19 protein-coding genes are annotated in these 20,381 nt (G+C 67.2%); 5 read left to right on the forward strand and 14 right to left on the reverse strand.

Translation table 11 applies throughout. The features are described from left to right. Positions 1-4 precede the first annotated feature (4 nt). The 4 genes from asnB to ACFZAX_RS01095 are packed head-to-tail and all read left to right on the forward strand — an operon-like array spanning position 5 to position 5,416. Positions 5-1,840 (forward strand): asparagine synthase (glutamine-hydrolyzing), encoded by a 1,836-nt coding sequence (gene asnB / locus ACFZAX_RS01080; protein WP_390957803.1) that lies wholly within the window; start codon positions 5-7, stop codon positions 1,838-1,840. Then, positions 1,837-2,913 carry a PrpF domain-containing protein gene (locus ACFZAX_RS01085; RefSeq protein ID WP_390957807.1) on the forward strand — a complete coding sequence of 359 codons (1,077 nt, stop codon included), beginning with the start codon at positions 1,837-1,839 and terminating at the stop codon, positions 2,911-2,913. Before asnB ends, ACFZAX_RS01085 begins: the two co-directional genes overlap by 4 nt. Next, the gene (locus ACFZAX_RS01090) at positions 2,892-4,037 is read left to right on the forward strand and encodes an acyl-CoA dehydrogenase family protein (RefSeq protein ID WP_390957809.1); all 1,146 of its coding nucleotides are present in this window, start codon (positions 2,892-2,894) and stop codon (positions 4,035-4,037) included. Before ACFZAX_RS01085 ends, ACFZAX_RS01090 begins: the two co-directional genes overlap by 22 nt. Continuing rightward, positions 4,034-5,416, forward strand: coding sequence for a dihydroorotase (locus ACFZAX_RS01095; protein WP_390957810.1), 1,383 nt, complete (start codon positions 4,034-4,036; stop codon positions 5,414-5,416). Before ACFZAX_RS01090 ends, ACFZAX_RS01095 begins: the two co-directional genes overlap by 4 nt. A gap of 79 nt (positions 5,417-5,495) precedes the next feature. On the opposite strand, the gene ACFZAX_RS01100 is transcribed toward ACFZAX_RS01095, so the two are convergent. The 13 genes from ACFZAX_RS01100 to ACFZAX_RS01160 are packed head-to-tail and all read right to left on the reverse strand — an operon-like array spanning position 5,496 to position 19,138. Continuing rightward, positions 5,496-5,954, reverse strand: coding sequence for an NUDIX domain-containing protein (locus ACFZAX_RS01100; RefSeq protein ID WP_390957811.1), 459 nt, complete (start codon positions 5,952-5,954; stop codon positions 5,496-5,498). 3 nt (positions 5,955-5,957) lie between these two features. Further along, on the reverse strand, positions 5,958-6,557 hold the full coding sequence (locus tag ACFZAX_RS01105) for an alpha/beta hydrolase (RefSeq protein WP_390957813.1): 600 nt from the start codon (positions 6,555-6,557) through the stop codon (positions 5,958-5,960). Then, positions 6,550-8,304 (reverse strand): asparagine synthase-related protein, encoded by a 1,755-nt coding sequence (locus ACFZAX_RS01110; protein WP_390957815.1) that lies wholly within the window; start codon positions 8,302-8,304, stop codon positions 6,550-6,552. Before ACFZAX_RS01110 ends, ACFZAX_RS01105 begins: the two co-directional genes overlap by 8 nt. 2 nt (positions 8,305-8,306) lie before the next feature. Next, positions 8,307-9,692, reverse strand: coding sequence for a hypothetical protein (locus ACFZAX_RS01115; protein ID WP_390957817.1), 1,386 nt, complete (start codon positions 9,690-9,692; stop codon positions 8,307-8,309). 7 nt (positions 9,693-9,699) lie between these two features. After that, positions 9,700-10,764 (reverse strand): TauD/TfdA family dioxygenase, encoded by a 1,065-nt coding sequence (locus ACFZAX_RS01120; protein ID WP_390957819.1) that lies wholly within the window; start codon positions 10,762-10,764, stop codon positions 9,700-9,702. Next, positions 10,761-11,822: an NAD-dependent epimerase/dehydratase family protein gene (locus ACFZAX_RS01125; protein WP_390957820.1), complete on the reverse strand. Its 1,062-nt coding sequence runs from the start codon at positions 11,820-11,822 to the stop codon at positions 10,761-10,763. The genes ACFZAX_RS01120 and ACFZAX_RS01125 overlap by 4 nt, the downstream gene beginning before the upstream one ends. Beyond that, entirely contained in the window at positions 11,819-13,420 is a 1,602-nt protein-coding gene (locus ACFZAX_RS01130) for a hypothetical protein (protein ID WP_390957822.1), read from the reverse strand. The genes ACFZAX_RS01125 and ACFZAX_RS01130 overlap by 4 nt, the downstream gene beginning before the upstream one ends. 48 nt (positions 13,421-13,468) lie before the next feature. Further along, positions 13,469-14,335, reverse strand: a complete 867-nt coding sequence (locus ACFZAX_RS01135) for a hypothetical protein (protein ID WP_390957824.1) — start codon at positions 14,333-14,335, stop codon at positions 13,469-13,471. Beyond that, positions 14,325-15,578 (reverse strand): MFS transporter, encoded by a 1,254-nt coding sequence (locus tag ACFZAX_RS01140; RefSeq protein WP_390957826.1) that lies wholly within the window; start codon positions 15,576-15,578, stop codon positions 14,325-14,327. Before ACFZAX_RS01140 ends, ACFZAX_RS01135 begins: the two co-directional genes overlap by 11 nt. Continuing rightward, positions 15,575-16,342: a phytanoyl-CoA dioxygenase family protein gene (locus ACFZAX_RS01145; protein ID WP_390957828.1), complete on the reverse strand. Its 768-nt coding sequence runs from the start codon at positions 16,340-16,342 to the stop codon at positions 15,575-15,577. The genes ACFZAX_RS01140 and ACFZAX_RS01145 overlap by 4 nt, the downstream gene beginning before the upstream one ends. 2 nt (positions 16,343-16,344) lie before the next feature. Next, a complete protein-coding gene (locus ACFZAX_RS01150; RefSeq protein ID WP_390957830.1) occupies positions 16,345-17,832 on the reverse strand; it encodes an AMP-binding protein in 1,488 nt (495 codons plus the stop codon). Next, the gene (locus ACFZAX_RS01155; protein ID WP_390957832.1) at positions 17,829-18,899 is read right to left on the reverse strand and encodes a DUF2332 family protein; all 1,071 of its coding nucleotides are present in this window, start codon (positions 18,897-18,899) and stop codon (positions 17,829-17,831) included. Before ACFZAX_RS01155 ends, ACFZAX_RS01150 begins: the two co-directional genes overlap by 4 nt. After that, entirely contained in the window at positions 18,896-19,138 is a 243-nt protein-coding gene (locus ACFZAX_RS01160) for a phosphopantetheine-binding protein (RefSeq protein WP_390957834.1), read from the reverse strand. Before ACFZAX_RS01160 ends, ACFZAX_RS01155 begins: the two co-directional genes overlap by 4 nt. Before the next feature lie 514 nt (positions 19,139-19,652). Here ACFZAX_RS01160 and ACFZAX_RS01165 point away from each other — a divergent pair. Further along, on the forward strand, positions 19,653-19,847 hold the full coding sequence (locus ACFZAX_RS01165; protein WP_390957835.1) for a helix-turn-helix domain-containing protein: 195 nt from the start codon (positions 19,653-19,655) through the stop codon (positions 19,845-19,847). Here ACFZAX_RS01165 and ACFZAX_RS01170 read toward each other — a convergent pair. Beyond that, entirely contained in the window at positions 19,808-20,176 is a 369-nt protein-coding gene (locus tag ACFZAX_RS01170; protein WP_390957837.1) for an integrase core domain-containing protein, read from the reverse strand. The genes ACFZAX_RS01165 and ACFZAX_RS01170 overlap by 40 nt on opposite strands. Between the last annotated feature and the right edge of the window lie 205 nt (positions 20,177-20,381).

The raw sequence follows: 20,381 nt of genomic DNA on the forward strand, positions 1-20,381 counted from the left end.
CGGCATGTGCAGAATCTTCGGTCACTTCGATGCCCAGGTGTCCCGCCACGAGCTGCGGACGGTGGCCGCCGTCCAGCAGCACGGCGGCCCCGACGCCCAGAGCTGCGCCGTAGGGGCGGGCTGGGCGCTCGGCGCCAACCGGCTCGCCATCACGGACCCGTCCGGCGGCGCCCAGCCGTACCGGCTGGGCCCGCACCTCGCCGTCGTCTTCAACGGCGAGATCTACAACCACGCCCAGCTGCGCGCACGCCTCGCCGCGCTCGGCCACCGCTTCGACGACTCCTGTGACGGATCCGTACTCCCCGCGCTGTACGCCGAGTACGGGCCGGACTTCACCCAGCACCTCGACGGCATGTACGCGATCGCCGTGGTGGACCTGCGCGGGGAGCCGACCCTGCTGCTGGCCACCGACGAGGTGGGGATGAAGCCGCTGTACTACCACTGGGACGAGCGCACCGCGCAGCTGTGTTTCTCCTCCGAACTGCCCGCCCTGCTCGCCTTCCCCGGAGTCCCCGCCCGCGTACGGGAGGCAGGTCTGGACGAGTATCTGTCCACCAAGACCCCCTTCGGCGAGCGCACGATGTTCGAGGGGATCAGGGTCCTGCCGCCCGCCACGACACTGACCGTCACGCGCTCCCGGGGACTGCGTCCGATCCGCCGCCCGGCGCCGCCGGCCGCCGATGCCCCCGCCACCCTGGCGGAAGCCGCCGCCCGGGTACGCGAACTGCTGCGCCTCGAGACGGAACGCCTGATCCATGCCGACGTACCGGTTTCGGTGATCACCAGCGGTGGCCTGGACTCCGGCCTGGTGACCGCCCTGGCCGCCGAGTCGGCCCCGCAACTGCACAGCTTCAACATTGCCTACACGGGCGAGTGGCCGCACGACGAACGGCACTTCGCCCGCGAGGTCGCCCGGCGCAGCGGGACCCGCCACCATCAGGTGGAGATCGACCCGGGAGACTTCCCCGCACTGCTCCAGGACGTCGTCTGGCACCTCGGCCAGCCCAACGCCGACCCGATCACGCTCTCCACGTACGCGCTGTTCACCGCGGTGCGGGACGCCGGATTCCGGGTCGCCCTCACCGGCGACGCCGCGGACGAGCTCTTCTCGGGCTACGACCGGATACGGACGGCTCTCGACGTGCCGGCCGACGGCGACTGGGTGACCGGGTACCTCGACGCGCTCGCGGCCGTGCCGCGTGCCGTGCGGGAGAACCTGTACTCACCCGCCTACCGGGACTTCATCCGGTCCCGGCGGTCCGCGTCCGACCGGATCGCCGACACGCTCGGCTCGGCTGATGGGGACCGGCTGGAGGTCCTCACGGCATTCGAGACCGGAAGCCGGCTGCCCGCCTACCACCTGCGCAGGGTGGACCACTTGAGCATGGCGGCCTCCGTCGAGGCCCGGCTGCCGTTCTGCCAGCCTTCGGTGGTGCGCTGCGCGACCGGCCTGCCCACCGCGTTCAAAGTGCGGGACGGCCGGGTCAAGCGCGTGCTGTACGCGGCCGCCGAAGGGCTGCTGCCCGACTCCGTGCTGGCACGGCCCAAACAGCCGTTCACGCTGCCCATCGCCGCGATGCTGGTTCCGGGAACTGCTGTGCACACCTTCGCCCGGGACCTGCTGGAGCCGGCGCGGCTGCGCCGGCACGCCCTGCTCGACCCGGTTGCGGTGGACCGGCTCTTCGCCGAGCAGGCCGCCCGCCCCAACGACCGGTCGGCGCTGGCCCTGTGGTCGCTGTTGGTCCACGAACTGTGGCTGGAGCAGTTCGCTCCGGCGACGGGTTCCGGAGCGACGGGACGCACGACGGCCGCCGCCCTGAGCGGTGGGCTGGCTGCATGATCGGATACCTCGCCGAAGCGTCGGGGGCGCCGTGTCCGACCCTGGTGCTCGACGCCGAAGGCCTCCCCCGAGCCGACCACCTGCTGCGTCCGCTCCTGACCGAGGTGCGCCGTCAGCTCGTGCGCGACGGGCACCAGAACACCCTGAAGATCGCACTGATCTCGGCCTCGCCCCATCCCCTGTTCGACCTCGACTACCGGTTCGTCCAGTGCCTGCCCGAATCGCTCGACGCGGTTGACTTCCACGGCAGCTGCGGCCACTCGATCGTGGCCTCGGTGCTCGTCGCCGGCGCCCGACGGCTGGTGGCGCGGCCCGCGCCGGGAGACCGCGTACGGCTGCGGGTCCTCAACAACGGCGACCACATCGTCTGCGAGGTGGACGAATCCCGCCGCGGCAGCGGCAGCTTCACCCTGCACTTAGTGCAGCAGCCGGGCACCGCGCTCAGCAGCGTACTGATGACGGGTCGCCCGCTCGACCGGGTGACCGCGGCCGGGGCGGAGTACGACGTCTCACTCGTCTCACTGGGAAACCCCTACGTCTTCGTCGACGCCCAGGATCTGGGACTGCACACCCGGGCCGCGTTGTTCGGCGCAGGGCGCGAGGTCTTCGAGGAGATGCAGGGCATCAGGCGGGCCGCCTCGGCGATGCTGGAGATGGACCCCGCCGGTGTCTTCCCCAAGGTCGCGGCCGTGGGCTCGTACGAGCAGAACCGGCTGTCCGCGCGGGCCATCTCGGTCCCCTCCTGGCATCCCACCCTCGCGCTGACCGGCACCACGTGCCTGGCCACTGCCGCGACCGTGCCGGGCACCGTGCCCGGGCGCCTCCACCGCGGGACGGCTCAGGATTCGGCCCGCATAGAGATCGACACCGCCGGTGGCCGCGCGGTGGCGGAGGTCAGGTCCGATCACCAGCAGCCCGAAGCGCTCCTCCAGTGGGTGAGCGTCAGGAGGAAACAGGCGCGGCTGCTCTCGGGTCCGTTCGCGATCGGACCCGACGCCCCTCTCACCGACCTTGTTGTCCACCCCTACGACACTGCTGAGGAGGCCACCTCATGGACGCCATTGACGGTGTGACCGCACCACCGGCCGTCACCGACCGCACCGTACTCGGCCGGCGGTACGCCGCCCTTTACGACGTACTGCACGCGCACGCGGCCGAGGCCGACCGCGCAGGACGGCTACCGCGGGCCGTCCTGGACGCCCTGCGCTCATCCGGCATCCTTGCCACGGCCGTGCCGCGCGAGTTCGGCGGTGACGGCGGCGGGGCCCTCCTGGTGAACCGGGTCGTCGAGCAGGTCGCCGGCCTCGATCCGTCCGTCGCCATCATCCTCTTCCAGCACTTCGCGGTCACCTCCCGGATCGCCGAATGGGCCTCCGACGAGCAGCGCGCGCACTGGCTGCCGCGCCTCGCCGACGGCCGTTGGCTGGCCGCGTCGGCGTGGAGCGAGACGGGCGCGTCCGCGGACAAGCGCAACATCGCCACCGAGGCGGTTGCCGTGCCGGGCGGCTGGGTGCTCAACGGCTCCAAGAGTTTCACCACCGGGGCCGGGCTCGCGCAGGTGTACCTCGTACTGACACAGACCTCCCGGCCCGGTTCCACGGACACCACGTACGGCAGCGACGGCCAGAGCTTCTTCCTGGTCGAAGCGGACACACCGGGGCTGGTCGCGGACATCGACATGGACCTGGTGGGCATGCGGGCTTCTGCCACGGGATCCGTCGAACTCGACGGCTGCTTCGTCCCTGCCGGAGCCGCTCTCGGCCCGCTCGGCAAGGCGGCGTCCATCATCGCCGGGGTCCGCGAGACGGGTGCGACCCTCGGAGCCGTCGCCGTCGGGATTGCGGACGCGGTCCACCGGCTGGCCGAGGTTCACGTCCGCAAGCGCGGCGCCGACCCCCTCGCCGTCCGGCACCTCGCCGAGCTGGCCGGACGCGTGGAGAGCGCACGCGCCGCGGTCGAGAGCGCGGGCCGCCGCGACAACGCCCGCCCCGGTCTGGCGACCCTGCACAGCAAGGTGATCGCGTCGACCGTCGCCGAGGAGGTCTGCCTGCTGACGCAGCGACTGCTCGGCAGCGCGGGCTTCCTGCGCGACCACCCCGTCAACCGACTGGCCCGGGACGTTCGCGCTGTCGGCCTGATGGGTCCCACCAACGAACTCTGCCTGAAGCTGATTACCCAGGAGGGCTTCCCGCCATGACCGACAATCGCGAACCGGACCGGCTGGACCTGGTCCTCCACGGGGGACAGCTGGTCACCCCGGAGGGTGTGCGCACGGGCACGGTCACCGTACGGGATGGCCGGATAGCGGCGGTCCTCCCCGCGACCGCTCCTCTGCCGCCCGCCACGCGCGTGATCGACGCCGCCGGACGCCACATCCTGCCCGGCCTGATCGACTCCCACGTCCATTTCCGTACCCCGGGCCTCACGCACAAGGAGGACTGGGAGCACGGCAGCCGGGCGGCTGCCGCGGGCGGGGTGACAACGGTGATCGACATGCCCAACACGCGCCCGCCCCTGCACGACACGGCGGGCGCCTTCCGCAAGGCCGCCCTCATCGAGGGCAGATCTCTGGTGGACTTCCGCTTCCACATGGGGGTACGTGCGGAGAGCGTGGACGCTCTGGCCGACCTCGACCCGCGGGTGGCGACCTCCGTCAAGGTCTTCATGGCCGGCCACCACACGGCCCCCGATGTCATCCACGACCACAGCGTGCTCAGCAAGATCTTCTCTGTGGCCGCGGACCACGGCATCCGTGTCGTGCTCCACGGAGAGGACGGCGGTGTCTTCTCGCTCCTCGACACCTATCTGCCGCCGCCGCTCTCGTACTCCGCGTACGAGCCGGCCCGCCCGCGCAGCGGCGGAATCGTCGCGGCGGCCCGTATCGCGGAACTGGTCCGCCGGTACGGCACCGCGGCCCACGTCCTGCACGTCTCCTCCGCCGAGGAATGCGACCTCCTGGCAGCGGCCCGGCACTCCGGCCTTCCCCTCACCTTCGAGGCGACTCCGCATCACCTCTCGTTCACCCGGACGGACACCCGGCGCCTGGGCGCCCGTATCAGGCTGAGCCCCGCGATCCGGGAGGAGCACGACCAGAGCCGCCTCTGGGAGGCGCTGCTCCACCAGGATCTGGCGACCCTGGGCAGCGACCACGCCCCCCACACGGCCGAGGAGAAGACACTCTCCCCCGCCGACGCCCCGCCGGGCCTGCCCGGCGTTCAGGAACTGCTGCCCGCGGTCTTCACGGGAATGCGCCGCCGCTGGCCGGACCGTACGCCCGACGAACTCCTCGGTCTCATCGCACGCCTCTGCTCGCAGCACCCCGCGGAGATGTTCGGCCTCGGCTCACGCAAGGGCCGCCTCGATGTGGGGTACGACGCTGATTTCGTCGTCTTCGACAGTGCGGCGACGTGGTTCATGACGGCAGACCAGGTGCAGTCGAAGTGCGGCTGGTCCGCGTACGAGGGATCCACCTTCACCGGTCGCCCGGACGTCACGATCAGGCGGGGCGAGATCATCTGGGACCGGGCCGCGGAAGCTTTCGGGGATCCGTCGGGGGTGTGGCTGGCCTCGTCGTAGCGCAGCCCCACGGAAGTTCTTGGAGGAGGCTGCGGGGCGTACCGTGTCAGACCTCGGGCCGGGTACGCCCCGTCATCCGCTACTCCGCCGTACGAGACTTGGCGTACGCCTCGATGATGGTGCGCTCCTGGTCGAAGAGATTGTCGGGCAGCCGGCCGACGTCGAAATAGGAGAGTTCCAGAACCTCGCTGAGATCGGGGCGGACCTCGCTCGGCAGGAGTGGCGCCGAATAGACGATCGTGACCTTGAAGATTTCGTCCCCGTTGGGGTACTTGTAGTAGAAATTCTGCCCGGAGAAGATTCCGACCAGTTCCAGGTCGCCGACCTCGATGTTGGTCTCCTCCCGGACCTCTCGCCGCGCCGTGTCCTGGATGGTCTCACCAGGCTCCATGTGACCGCCGGGCAGACTCCACTCACCCGTGTCGGTGCGCCGGGTGAGGAGGATCCTTCCGTCTTCCCTTTCCACGATGACGAGTGCTCCGGGAAGAAGCAGAGGCCTGGTTCCCACCAGGTTGCGCATTTCCTTGATGTAGTCCATAGCTCAACTCTCCGCGCTCGTAAGGTAGGCCAAGGCGATCCGCGCAACTTCTTCGGTGAATTCATGTGCCAGTTCGGGCAGCACGATATGGCGGGCGCGCCGACCATATCCCGAGTCCAGATCCGCGCGGACCGCGTCGTGCCGCACGAACCGGTCGCGCCCTCCGGTCACCACCAGGACGTCAGGTCCTGCGTGCCCGGTGTCCGGAGCCGGTATCCGGCCGCAGGCCAGCACGGCGCGCTCGCACAGTGACGAGCCGGCCAACGCCATGGCGGCCACCGAAGCGCCCTGGGAGAACCCCACGACACCGGTATGCCGCGCCGGTACCCGGTGGCGCTGCTGCATCCGCGCGATGTATTCGGCCACGGCGGGGGCGGCCCGGCGGGACCGCTCCGCGATCACCGAAGGCTGCGAGGAGATTTCGAACCAGGCCTGCCCCTCCCGGGCGAACCTGGGTGTGCACGGCCCGTCCGGGCCGACGACCACCGTGCGGATGTCCTGGCCCTCGCTGTCGTCCGCAGCCGCGGCCAGGACTCCGGCGATCCCCGCCCCCGTCCCGCCGTACCCGTGCAGCGCGACGATCAGCCGGCGGTGTCTAGACACTGACCGACGCCTCGCTCCTGGCCGCGGAGTCATCCAGCCAGCAGAACCACTCCACGGTGGACAACAGCGCGAACGCCAGGGTGGAGGCCACCGCGTCACCGGCGGCCAGACGCTCACGCAACAGCAGCATTCCCGCAGGCCGCACACCCAGGCGCTGGTGCAGCGACTCGGTGGCGTCGGCCAGAGTCCGGTCCACCCGCGGCAGCAGGCCGCCCCGTAGCCACTCGCGAACGGGGGCGCGGAAGGGCAGCTTCGGCTGCACGCTGTAGGACGGCGGGAGCAGGTCGGCGAACGCCTCGCGCAGCGCCACCTTCGTCAGGCTGCCACGCACCAGCGAATGCGCCGGGTACCGCCTGGCGAGTTCGGCGACTCCACCGTGCAGGAAGGGCGTTCTGCCTTCGATGCCCTCGGCCATCAACAGATGGTCGGTGCGACGCAGCAGCGGTTCGAGGCTGTGCTCGTACTCGTGCTCCCGTACCACATCGACGACGCCGGGCTCGATGCCGTGGCGTTCCGCGGCGGCCGCCCGCGATCGGCCTATCGCCCTCCTCAGCTCTCCGGTGGCGTCGGCACACGCGTCTCTTCCGAGGAGTGCGGTGACAAGTTCCAGCCGCTCGTCCGGGAGGTAGAAGTCGACGGGATCCGTGAACGCACCGGCGTAGAGCGCCCGGTAGCGGTGGTAGCCGGCGAACAGCTCGTCCGCTCCTTCACCGACCAGCAGCACCGTGATCCCACTGGCCTTGGCCAGCTCCGCCAGCGCCCGGTACATCGGCAGGCTCGACATGGCCACCGGTTCACCGATCGACCGGACTGCGGCCGGCAGCCCGGCGAGCAGGTCAGCCGGGCCGAACGAAGTCGAGCGGTGCCGCCAGGTTCCGATGACGCCATCGGAAAGACCCAGGTCGCTGAGGTCGCTGACCCCGTCGCCGGTGTCCTGGGGCCGGACGCTGACCGTGGGCAGATCGCGGACGCCGCGCCGCGCGAGCAGCCGGGCCACCAAGGTGGAATCCAAACCACCGCTGACGGCAAGACCCACCTGGCGGTCGGTCAGCAGCATCTGATCGACGGCCGTCTCGAGGGCGGCCCGCAGCTCCGCCGGCTCGGGCATGCCGGGGGCAGAAGGCCTCGGAGGTGTCAGGACCGACTGCATGATCCGCCCGTCGCGCAGGGTCAGCCGCTCTCCTGGCCTGACCGCTCTGATCCCCTCGAAGAACGATCCGCCGTCGACGACTCGGCGCCCACTGAGCAGGAACTGCGCGAACGCCGCAGGCCTGACCGGAGCCCGGCCGAAGACATCCACCAGTGGCCCCACCTCGGAAGCGACAGCGACGCCGTCCGGTGATTCGCGCAGGTAGAGAGGTTTGATGCCCAGCGGATCGCGCACGGCCCGCAGCGTCCCGTCAGGGCCCCCGCTGACCACCGCGTACATCCCGTCCACCGCGGTTGCCGCGTCCGGTTCGCCGGCCCGCCGGGCCTCTTCGAAACCGCCCTGCGGCACGCGGCCGTCGGCACGGTAGACCTCACCGTTGAACGCGAAGACGACATCCGACCCGGCGAAGGGCACGGAGTCCTGCTGTCTGCTCCGGATCCGGAGCCGGGCCATCCCCAAGGCCGCGGTTCCGTGATCGACGAGGCCGCAGCCGTCCGGCCCGCGATGCAGTAGCTGCTCCAGGATCCCGGCTGCGACTTCGCCGGCCGGCCGTTGCCCCGTGTGCGGTGTCAGCGAGACACCCACCACGCCGCACACGGTCAGTCCCCGCTGCCGGAGACCGGCGGATCGAGGAGACTGCTGTTGTAGTCGCCGGCCAGGACGTGGTTGAGGTAGGTGCCGGAACCGGCGACCACTTGGTAGCTGTGCCGCACCCCCGAGGGGATGAACACCGCGGCCGGGCTGAGCACCCGGAACGACTCCTCGCCCAGGTGCACGTCCACTTCGAGACCCTGGTACTCCTCCTGGGTACCGAGGAAGACGAACAGGCTGTCGCAGTGGTGCACATGGCCATCGACGTGCCCGGCACCGTAGTTGTCGAGTTCGGGGATGCGGCGGGCGATGCAGTACTGGCCGGCGCCGGCCACGAACCTGTCGTCCACCAGGACGAATCGGTCGCCGGGTCCTGCGCGGTGGTGACGCAGTTCCGTCGCGGACACGATCGGCGGCTTGACGATCCACTCGGCCGCGGTCCTCGGCAGTCCGTCACCGCCGATGAACCGTTCGGCTCCGAACAGCTCAGGAGCAATCCACTCGTAGGAGGAGGGATCGCGTTCCACCGCCATGAGATGGAGTTTGGACACATGGCGGAATGCGTTCTTGCCCATGACGGGCCGTCGGTCGTCCGGCGCCGACCGGGAGTAGGCGCCGACGCGACGGCTGAGGTCGCGCAGCCGCTGACCGTCCGCACACGTGCGGCTGCCCCTGTGGTGCAGGTTGGCGAGCAGCGCGCCCAGATCAACGATTCCGGAGCGCTCTCCGAGCCCGTTCACCGAGGTGGAAACCCAGGTGGCGCCGGCGTCGATGGCTGCGAGTGCGTTGGCGAGGGCGAGACCTCTGTCGTCGTGCAGATGCACCTCGATCTCGGCGTCGAGGCCGCTCGACACCAGCCTCCGCACGAGTTCGCCCATGGCCCCCGGTTCCAGCACCCCTACGGTGTCGGCGATACAGATCCGGTCAGCGCCCGCTTTGACCGCTCTGGTGTACGTCGCCACCAGTAGGTCGAAGTCGGTACGACTGCTGTCCTCGACGGTGAACCGCACTTTCAGGCCCAATTGCCGTGCGCATCCGATGGATTCGTCGATCTTGCGGTGCACGTCGTCTCTGCTGTAGCCGGGGAGCCTGCTGTTGAGTGAAATCTCGTTCACCCCGAGGAAAATGCCCACCCAGTCGGCACCGGTCTTGGCCACCGCATCGACGTCGTTGTTGTTCGCCCTGGCGTGTGCGAGAACAGGCACCGCACCGCTGGCTTCCACTACGGCTGCCACCCGAAGCTGCTCTTGGTGGCCGATCGCGGGGTGCCCGCATTCCACCATGTCGACGCCGCACGCTATGAGAGATCGAGCCACTTCCACGCTCTGCTCTGTGGTGAAGGCGCCGTTGGCAGCCTGCATTCCTTCCCGCAGCGTGGCGTCGACGATGCGCACCGCCCGGTCATTCATGGTCGCCCCTCTTCGTTGCCCGAGTCAGACCAGCACCTGCCGCACACACCCCGCCCCGGTACGCGCCGCCGGTGGTACTGCCGTACATGTCGGCGTATGCGGGCGGCAGGGCAGGACTGTCCGCGAAGGAGAGCCACAGCCGCAGAAGCAACCTGCCCTCGTCAGGACCTGCGGCATCACGGAAGGCGCTCCTGGCGTGCAGGATGTGGAAGTTGTTGATGCATTGAATGTCGCCCGGCCGCAGTTCCATCTGCAGCGCCACTCCCGGCCGGTGGAGCAGCTCGTCCATGAGATCCATGGCGGCGACCTGCTCGGCGGTCAGCCGCGGTGCCTGCGCATGACGCTGGGAACCCTCGACGAAGCGCCGCACATAGCGGGCTGAGAAATCCCCTGCGAACTGGCTGAACACAGGAAGGTCACACCAGTCGGGACGACCAGGAGGCGCCTCGCCTCGCTGGTCGTGCGGGAACGTCTGGTACAACACCGCCAGCAGCTCGGGACGTTCGCGCAATATGAGGTTGTGGAGGGCTTTGCTCGAAACGAGTTGGCTGTGTCCACCCTCGGCGGCGGCGCGGATGCACAGCAGTCCGACGACGTCCGTACGATCAGCGTGAAACGGGAGGGCGCTGGAACTGTGGTGGCCACGCTGGGTAGGAACTGCGATCTTCGCCCCTCGGTCCTCGACCCGGGCGATGAAATTTCCTGCACGTGTCTGCGAAACGGGCGTACCGATCAACCTGCCGAACAGCCAGTACGCCGCTTCCACCAGTTCGGACTCGCCGTCCACCGGGAACCCGGTGAGCTGGACGAAGCCGGGGAAACCGGCCAGACGCCGCTGTACCTGCCCGACCAGGGAACGCGTTGCCGGCCCGACCGGGGGAGGCGATGCGTCGGGGCTCTTCTCCGCTGCCCCGTCAAGGAAATCGCGGGCCAACATGAGCAGTTCGTATGCGACTTCCTGCGGAACCGGGAGACGCCACTGTTCAGGGTCAGCGGACAGGTCCGCTTCCAGCCAGTCCCCCGCTACTGCTGTCGGTGCACTGTGTATCTCGGTCATACACCACTTCCTGCGCGGCAATCAGTGGTGACGTCCGAATGCCCCTGGCCGGACCGGCACCGTCCAGCCGGATCACCGCGCTGGACGGATGCGGACATGGACAGATAGTCGCTGTGACGCTCATGGGTGTAATCGGTGAACTCACCGGCGATGAGCGAGTCCCTTATCTCCCTGATGCCATCAACGACCTTCATGTCCGGACGAAACCCCAGGTTCTTCTCCATGCGCTCGAAGCTGACCCGGTAATCACGTACGTCGGTGACGGAATCCAACGTGACGACTTCAGATCCTGGCACCTCGGCCGCGATCTGCCGGCCTATGTCACCGAGTTGGTAGCAGTCCGCATCGGAGCCGCAGTTGTACACCTGCGGCACGGAGGGTGTGGCGCCTGCTTCCATTGCCAGTTGCAGCGCCTTCGCGGCGTCGTTGACGTGGAGGAATGGCCGCCATTGTTTTCCACCATGGACTTCGACCTTGCTGTTACGGACCGCGTGCGCCGTCATCACGTTCACCGCAAGGTCAAATCTCATACGGGGCGCCAACCCATACAGCGTGGCGAGGCGCACAATAACAGGCGTGAATCCGACATCCTGACTCACCAGGAGATGGTGTTCGGCGCGGACCTTGGATTCCGCGTACACCGACTGCGGTTGCAGAGGTGAGTCGATGTCCGCCACATCGTCGACGACGCCGTAATTACTGCAGGTAGAGGCGAAGACGAAGCGGGCCACCCCTGCCTTACGGCACTCCGTGGCCAGCCGCACGGTGGCAAGGTAGTTGACCTCCCAGGTCAACTCGGTGTTGATGCTGCCTGCCGGATCGCCTACGACTGCTGCCAGATGAACCACGCAGTCCACGTTCTTCAGCACCGCCGACCAATCATCGATATCACGCACATCGCCTTCGATGTAGTCAACGGGGCCTCCCTCCATGCGCCAGCCCTCAATCAGTCCATTGTCGAGAACGGTCACGTGATATCCGCCGTCTCGCACCAGCCTGCTCACCAGGGCAGATCCGACGTACCCGCAGCCGCCGGTGATCAGAACCCGCCGTCTCACGCGCCCTCCTCAGATTCTCCGGCGCCCTCGCCCTGGGGCTCGATGACAAGTACGTCAGGAACAACGGCACCCGCATACCACGGCTGCGCTCGGCGCAACTGGGCCCGCAGTTCCTTCTCGTCCGGCACGCCGCGCACCGACAGCCGCGCGTGCAGCACCAACGAGCCGTCTTCTGTGTGCCGGGGAGTCAGTTCGCAACCTGTGACGCCACGTACGGAAAGCAGCAACCGCCTGGTCATCTCCGGATCGATGGCGACCTCGCTTCGGTGCCCGTACAGCAGCGAGCTCCGCGCGCCGAGTTCCGGGATCCCCAGCTCCGCGATGGGCAGGTCGGGATTCTCGCCCAGCGCCTCCAAGAAGGTGAGTCCGTGGTCCAGGATCTTCCGGGCGTCCCGCTCCGCGCACAGCGGTCCGCGCACGGTGAGCAGGAGGAGCGGATCCGGCAAGTGGCGAATGGTGAGGGCGAGATCCGGCTTGCCCGCAGCCGGGTCGTAACGCATCGCCACGTTCCGCAGCCGCTCCGGGGCCGGTCCGTAGAGGAACGATGCGTGTGCGCGGCGGATCGTCGGCACGTAGTTCACTTCGAAGGCGGGCTGGAACACCGCGCCACTTGAGCGCTCCTCGGAATTGATCCAGTCCAGCAGCGCGTTCGCGTCGTACATGGTGTTTCCGGTGCCCGCGTCGAGCGCCTTGCCCGACTTCTCCAGTCGCGTGCGGAGGGTGTCCTCAAGGTCACCGTCCACGACAGAGAAGAAGGGTTGTGCGATCTGCGCAACCGCCCGGAATTCCGCCGGCAGCGCACGATTCCCGTGAGTGGTCTTGAACGTGTGCCGATGCTGGCCCGACAACAGGCCGACCACCGTGCTCAGCGCGGCCACCCACGCCGTCTGCGGAGACACGCGCAACTTACGGTAGGTCGCCACCAGCCGGTCCGCCGTACCCCGGTCCAGCGGCACCTGACACACCTGAGCCTGCTCGGTCTCCGGCCGCTCTCCCGCACCGTATGTGCAAGACCGCGGCGCGGTCGCGAGCACTGATTTCCAGTACGCGGTGCTCTCTTGAACATCCGGGTGCTCGATGCCCTGCGCATAGGTGCTCGCCTGCGGTGTGATGCTGTGCGCGGCGTTGCCGCTCTTCCGCAGCAACTCGGCGAGGTGGGCGGCCACCGCCTGCTTGCCGAGCGCATCGACGAAGACATGCGAAAGGCTCAGCTTGATCGCGGATACGTGATCCCCCGTGACGTAGAACACCGCTTTGACCGACGACTCCCGTGGCTGAACCAGAACCGTGGTCCAGAGGTTCTCGTCGGGGTCGTAGGGCCTCGTCTCGATGCTGTCCTGGATCGTGGCGAGTGCCTCACGTGCCGATATCACCCGCTGCCGCGGGATTCCGTGGTCGTCGTGGCACAAGCGGCTGCGGAGTCCCTCGTGTGCACTGATCAGTTCGCTCAGTGCCTGCGTTGCGGCGTCCAGGGAAGTGCGCTCAATCGGCGACACGACGAGCGTCTGAACTCGCTCTGGCAGCTCGGCATCGGACCAATTGCGGTGGTTTCGCAGCTGGGACGGATTGAGTTCCAGTAGTTCGTTGTCGTCGTTCATATCTCATCCAACTTCCTGCAGTACGACGGCTTCTCAGCGAAACGACGGTTACTCAGAGAACTCGATCAGGACGGCAGTAGCGTCATCCGAGGCCTTCCTGCGGGGAAACTCGGTAGCTGCTTCATCGGCCAGCTCCAGCGCCCTGGTCTTGTCGATCACCTCTTGGCAACTGGTCGCCTTGAGCGATCGGTAGATTTCGCGGCGGTCACTGTGGCCGAATATGTCGGTAATTTGCGTCACGCCGTCCGTTAGCAGCGCGACACCGGCGAGCTCCGCCATCGAGAAGCGTCCGCTGACTGCCTCCGCGGCCACACTCGGATCGGCGGCCACCGTGAAGAAGCCCTCTTTTGAATTGCGGAAGGCGTCACCAAACTTCTGGTATTCCTTGGTGGTGCGCTCCCACTCCTCGGATCCGATGGGAAGGGCATCGAGCCGAGCCCGCCAGCGCCGCATGTCCTCTCGTTCCCTGACGGCCTCTACGCGCGTGTCACGGAGGAAGTGCACCTCCGCCGCAGCTGCCGCCGTGGTCTCGACCATCGCCTCGCTGTCACCGAGAACCAGGTACTCGAGATGGTCCATGTCCCAGCGGACCGCCGCCAGCGTCGCCTGTGGAGTGCGCGGATGCCCGAGATCGCATACTCCGAAGTGCTGGTCGGTCGTCCTGGCGATCGCATCGGCCAGACACTGGGCGAAGGGCCGGTCCATCCTGGCCGCGAGCTCCAGCAGGCTGCCCCCGACCGAAGTGGTGAACCACGGCGTGCCGTGTGAGCACCCCGTTCCAGGGGCGACAGGCGCGCTGACGCCGTCGAGCACGATGGCTACGCCACCGCGCCCCACGGCCGGCAACGCCGCAGCGGCAAAGTCCTCATTCCACGCGGCTCCGTGGGAAGCCCTGCTGGCGATGTCAATGCGCATATGTGTCCCCCACACTCGTTCCGGAGAGATTACGGACCGCAGGCAGCAGCAGAAGAACAAGACAAACCACGATGCCTGTGCCGGTCGCGAAATGGAGTAGCTGAACAGCACCTACGACTCCGGCCACAGGGCCGGCCAGCGCCTGCCCCACCGGCTTCATCATCAGCGAGCCCGCCGCGTCATAGGCGTGCACTCGACCAAGGAACTGGACCGGTATGTGCGTCTGTACGCTGGTGTGGAACATGACGCCCCAGAACGCCATGCTCGCCCCGCCAACGCAATAGAAGGCGCCGAGCATCGGAGCCGACAGGTCGAATGTCGAACTCAGCGGGATCAGCACGTAGCCGAGCATGGCGATGGTGGCCGCACGAAGCGGTCGCGTCGGACGCAGTTTGATCGCGATCACTCCGCCCAGGACGCTGCCGAGTCCCATGGCGGACATGACCAACCCAAAGGTCGAAGCGCCGAGTCGATCGACCAGGATGCCGTTGGTGAGGGTCAGGGTCGGCCCCCAGGAACCCAGTTGGAACAACGTCCAGACCGCTACGACTTGCCACAGCCACCGCCGCGCCACGAACTCACGCCAGCCCACGACGAGATCGCTGCGCAGTGATCCCTTCGGCCCGTCGGTCTCGGGCAGTGGCGCCAGGCGCAACAGCAGCAGACAGCAGCCGCTGGCGCCGAACGTCAGGGCGTCGAAGGCCATCACAGCGGCGGGCTGCATCAGTGCGAGCAGCCCGCCCGCGACAGCCGGGCCGAAGACGACGGTGGATGACTCCGCTATGCGCAGGGTGGCGTTGGCTCGCTGCACGTCGGACGCGAGCCTGGGAGTCACGCTGGCCACGCCCGGCTGGAACAGTGCACCGGCGGTGCCGAGCATGGCCAGCAGGGCGAGGATCACCCAGAGGTGCGGTTTTCCGGTCAACAACAGGGCGGCCAAGATGAGTTGCACGGCCAGGCGCACGAAGTCCGCGAAGATCATCAGTCGCCGTGCGCCGAGCCGGTCCGACAGCACCCCGCCGAAGATCATGAATCCCGCGAACGGCGCCAACTGCGCGGCCAGCCCGTATCCCACACCCGAGATGCCGTAGCCGGCCTGCAGCATGGCGGCAGTGATCGCGACCGGGAGCGCCGCGTCCCCCAACAGCGACGTGGCCCGGGCCGTGAAGAAGAGTCGGAACCCCGGAACCCAGAGTGTTGGCTTGGCGTTCCGCTCTTCGACCTGGACCCCGTCGTTGGTCACGCTGAGTCCGACTTGGCTCCAGCCCCGGCGAAGGAACGTATCTGCTCCAGCGTCATGACGTCACGCTCCTGGAAATTCGCCGCGGCGCTGTCCGCGAAGACCACGACCATGCCACGGCGGTCCTCGTCAGAAGTGTTCGGTTCGCTCCCGTGCACAAAAGTGGCTTCCCACATCGCGGCATCGCCCGGCTTGAGCACGAAGTCGTGCCGCTTGCCGAGTTCGGGCACCTTGTAGCTCAGGGTCTCGTGCCACGGGTGCTCGGGGTCCTCGCGGTGTTCGATCACGCCATGGACATGCGAGCCCGGAAAGCCGTGCAGACCTCCGTTGGCAGGCGACACGTCGGTCAGAGCGACCCACATGTTGAACACGCCGGGGAGGTGGCGCTCCCACAGAGCCTGATCCTGGTGAGGAGCGACGTGGGTGCCGATACGGGCCGGCTTCAGGAATGCCGCATGGAGGATCGCCACGGCACTCGGACCAATGAGCTTCTCCGCCAGGTCGACCGCCCCCATCCGCTGGAGAATCGGCGCGTAGAGCTTCTTGTCGTTCCACAGGAGCCGACGCAGTTTGCGCAGCCTGCGCGCTTCTCCCTCCTCCTCGTCGTACTGCGCCTGATAGCCCGGAGGAATTCGGTCCGCGGCATCCAGCTTGTCGAAGTGCTCGAGCACGGCCAGCCGGTCACTTTCACACAGGCGAGGTCCGAGTTCGAGGAATCCATTGCGTCGGAACTTCGCCCAGTCCAGGTCGAATTCTGTTGCGGTCATGTTCACTCCTTGGCGTCAGTCGAGTTCAGCGCATTCCATCGCGCTTGGGCAGCGCGACGGTCGATCTTGTGCTGTGCCAGTCGAGGAAGTGGTTCCGTCGTTTTGATGATGCGGCGTGGTGCCCGCTGGTTCCCCAACTCCAGAGCGAGGTGCTTACGCAGGTCTGCGGTCCCGGTTTCTGCATCCTGCCCCGGTGCCACTCGCACGAGAAGACCCACATCTTCACCGGCGGGCAGCTGAAGTCGGATTGCCGCCGATTCCAGTACCTCGGGATGCCCGTTGGCCACCTCTTCGATCTCGTGCAGATAGATAGTGAATGCCCCTCTGAGCACCACGTCCTTGTACCGGCCAATGATCGAGTAGCAGCCGCTTGCGTCTCTGCGGGCAAGGTCGCCGGACCTGACCCAGCCCTCCCGGAACAATTCCTTGTTCGCGCTGTCGTTTGCGTAATAGCCGTGGCTTACCGCTGCCCCCTGCAGTTCGAGTTCGCCTTCTCCTTGGCCGTCGACGATACTGCCGTCCGCTGCCCGCAGCCTCGCTGTCACGGTCGCGGGCCGGCCGATGGAGTGTGTCCCCCGCCCGTCAGGTCCGACATCTCCGAAAAATGCTGCAAAGGAGACCTCGGTGAGGCCGTAGACATTCAGGAGTACGGCCTGGCATTTCTCCTGAATGGCCCGCTGCGACTGCTCGAAGAGGGCTGCGCCACCCGACAGGCAGGCGATGGTGTGCCCGTGTTCGGCTTCAGGATCCACCGACATTTTGGTGAGGAGATCGACGAGCGGCGGAACCAGATAGGTGACGTCGACATCGTGCTGTCTGAGCCTCGCCCAATAGTCTTTGGCTGTGGCGACGGAGAGCTCAGGAAGGACCGTGACGGGCAGTCCCATGACAGCGGGCCACAGGTAGTTCATACCGAGGATGCCAAGACCTGACAGTCGCATGGTGACGCCGAACCGGCGCCGTCCTTGCCCCAGGAGCTCGGTCAGCGCGGCACCGCCGGCCCGATATGCATGGAGCAGCTGACTGTGTGACAGCACCACTCCCCTCGGATCGCTGGTGGAGCCCGAGGTGTAGCTGAGCAGCGCGGTGTCCACCGGCAACGGGGGAGAATCCGTGTCGGCGGCCGGAGCCCTTTCACAGGTGCCACGGACCGCGTCAAAAATCGTCTCAACGGCACTCAACCGCAGCACCGAGTGAGTGACGGTGCGCCCCCATTGGCTGTCCAGGAGGACCGGCACGCCGCCGACCTGCCAGACGGCGAGCACACCGGGAAGCACGTCCGGGTGGTCGATCATGACCACGCCGCAGCGGCCTGCCGGGCCGAGTCCGGCCTCCCGCAGCTTCGATGCGAGCTCCCGGCTACGCTCCAGCAGCTCACGCCAGGTCAGCGTGGTCCCTTCATAGGGAACGCGGGCGTAGACGAGCGCCTCAGCGTCCGGCGTGCTCGCTGCCTGATGCTCGTAGATCCCAAGCAGGGTGTCCGCACTCATGCCGGGATCTCCTCCGGGGTCCACCGCACCTCCCCGCCGTGCGGCGTGCACCGGGCGAGGAGGAGGCGCCGCCCCTCAGGCCACAGCTCGCACTTGACCTCGACCACGGCCGAGTCGCCCTCGCTCGGCTCCATGGAGATCCAGGCCAGCGGCCGGTCGGCGGTGGCACTGGCGCCGTGGGCGCGGACGATGTCCGCGAACTTGGCACGTTCGGCGTCATCGAAGTACGTGAGGACCAAGGAGTGGTAGAGCACGGTGACCTGGCCTGCCGGGCAGGTGGCGAGTTGCTCGGAGGCCCATGAGCAGGCGTCGTCCGCATCGATCGGGACAGCGGGAGCGGACCGCGCGATCTCAAGCGCCGCGTTGAGCCGGGTCATGCGCTCGACGTGCTCAGGCCACACGAACGATCTCAAGAGGTCCATGCACCTCGAGTCGCGCGCGTCGATCGGGTTGAGGTCGCAGCCTCTGCGTTCGACGACCTCTGGGGTTCCGGTCGGCGGATCGCCTTCCTTGAACTGCCCGGTCAGCTGCAAGGCCGAGCTCTCGGGCCCCCAGCTCCGTTCGCCTGCGGCGACGAAGAACTGGTCCTGGAGGAGATTGAGACCGGCGCTGGCACCGACCTCAAGGAGCCGGACCGGCATTCCTGTCGCCTCGGCCACGTAATTGATCGCGGCGGACAGCGGAGCCGCTCGTCCCACCTCATTGGTCTGCACACTGGCGGACAGCTCCCGCCGCACCGCCGGCAGCCGGTCCTGAAGGAAGGTCAGAAAGGCCGGAACGAGTCGATCGACATCGCACTGCCCGCCGAAAACCGGGTAGTAGTCGGTGATCCAGGAGGCGTTCTCCGCCAGGGCGACCCGGTTGACCGCGCCCAGCAGCCTGAGGCATTGGGCGGACTGGATGGGGTCCTGCGTCTCCGAGGTGAGCAACTCGGTGAGCCGGGGGTCGCGACCGAGCTGGTCCATCAGCCCGGTGATCATCCCTACATAGCCGACCGAACCGGCCTTCTTGCAGATCTCCCGCTGCCAGGCCCAACCCGCGTGCACCTGCCCAACGCTGAGCGTCATGTCAACTGCACCAACTTGTAAGCGTTGCGCAGCGTGGAGACCGACTGCGGACTGGCTTCCTCCGGATCGATCGGCGCGCCCCTGACTTCCTCTATGAAGAAGAAGAATTCCAGGACCGACAATGAGTCGAGCAAGCCGGACTCCAGAAGTTCGGTATCCGAGCCGAGTTCCAGGTCACTCTCGCCCAGAATCTCACGCAGATACTTCTTGCCCTCTTCGTAGAAGGTCTCTTCATCCATCGTTGTTCTCCTCCCCGCATCAGCTGCCTACGACCTCAGGGGCGGTACGGAGTAATCACATTGCGTCCCGCCGATCCGCCCGGGTCGCCCGCTCACCAACCGGCTGATGCACGCGGAATTGAGGGCGCACATGACCGTTGAATGACCGATATCGTGAGGTTCCCCTCGCACTGCCCTTGCTGAAACATGATCGTGACGCACTTGGTAGTTGCGCGTCAAGAGGCCTGACCGCAGAAGGCGTTCAATGTACAACCAACTTCGTTTCCGCTGTTCACTGAGGCTGACGCGAGTCGGCGATCTCGTACTCGTATCGATCGCGGGCGGTCACCGCAGCGCAAGAATGCCCGCACGATTCGGGCGAGAGGTGCATCAACGTGGCCGAGGATGCCGAACCGGACCTTCGGGAATTGATCACGGCTCGGCGGGTCGAACTGGACGTGCAGGTCGAAACGATTGAGTCGAAAACGGAGGATCACGGTTCAAACCTGGGCCTCCGATTACTACGGAGATCACGATGTCGAACTCGAGCCCAGCCAAGCCGTTTGACCGGGAGGCCAAGCGGCGCCTCGCTGTCATACGCCATGTCGAGGAAGTCACCGGGAACGTCGCGATGTCCTGCCGGCACTTCGGGATCTCCCGGCAGGCGTACTACATCTGGTACCGCCGCTGTCAGGCCGAGGGCGTCGAGGGCCTGCGCACCCAAAGATGAGCTGCCCTGAGTTTCGTAGCGGCCGGTTTATCTGGTTTCAAGCGGTGTTGGTGGTCGCCTGGGATCGGTGGTGTCGGGCCTCGGATTCTTCGTGTGGGGTGGGAGGTAAGGGCTGAGTAAAGGCGTTCGGTGTTGTACCACCCGACCCACTGGACGACTGCACGTTCGACCTGGTCAGCGTCTCGCCAGGGGCCGTGGTGTTCGATCGGTTCGGCTTTGAAGGAGCCGTTGAGGGCCTCGGCCATGGCGTTGTCGTAGCTGTCGGCGACGGAACCGACGGACGCGGTCGCGCCGGCCTCGATCAGGCGCTCGCCGTAGCGGATGGACACGTATTGCGAGCCTCTGTCGCTGTGGTGAATCAGGCCGTATCCATTCCTGATCCCGCGCCGCCACAAATGCCATTTCCAGGACGTCAAGTGGGAGATCGGTGCGCATGTGGGTGGCGAGCTGCAATCCGACGATCATTCGCGAATAAGGGTTCGGCATCACCTTCCGCCAAGACCCCGGAGCAGCAGCCCAGGGCAGCTTCCATGC

This window comes from Streptomyces sp. NPDC008125, assembly GCF_042957125.1.
In the GTDB taxonomy this organism is placed as follows: domain Bacteria; phylum Actinomycetota; class Actinomycetes; order Streptomycetales; family Streptomycetaceae; genus Streptomyces.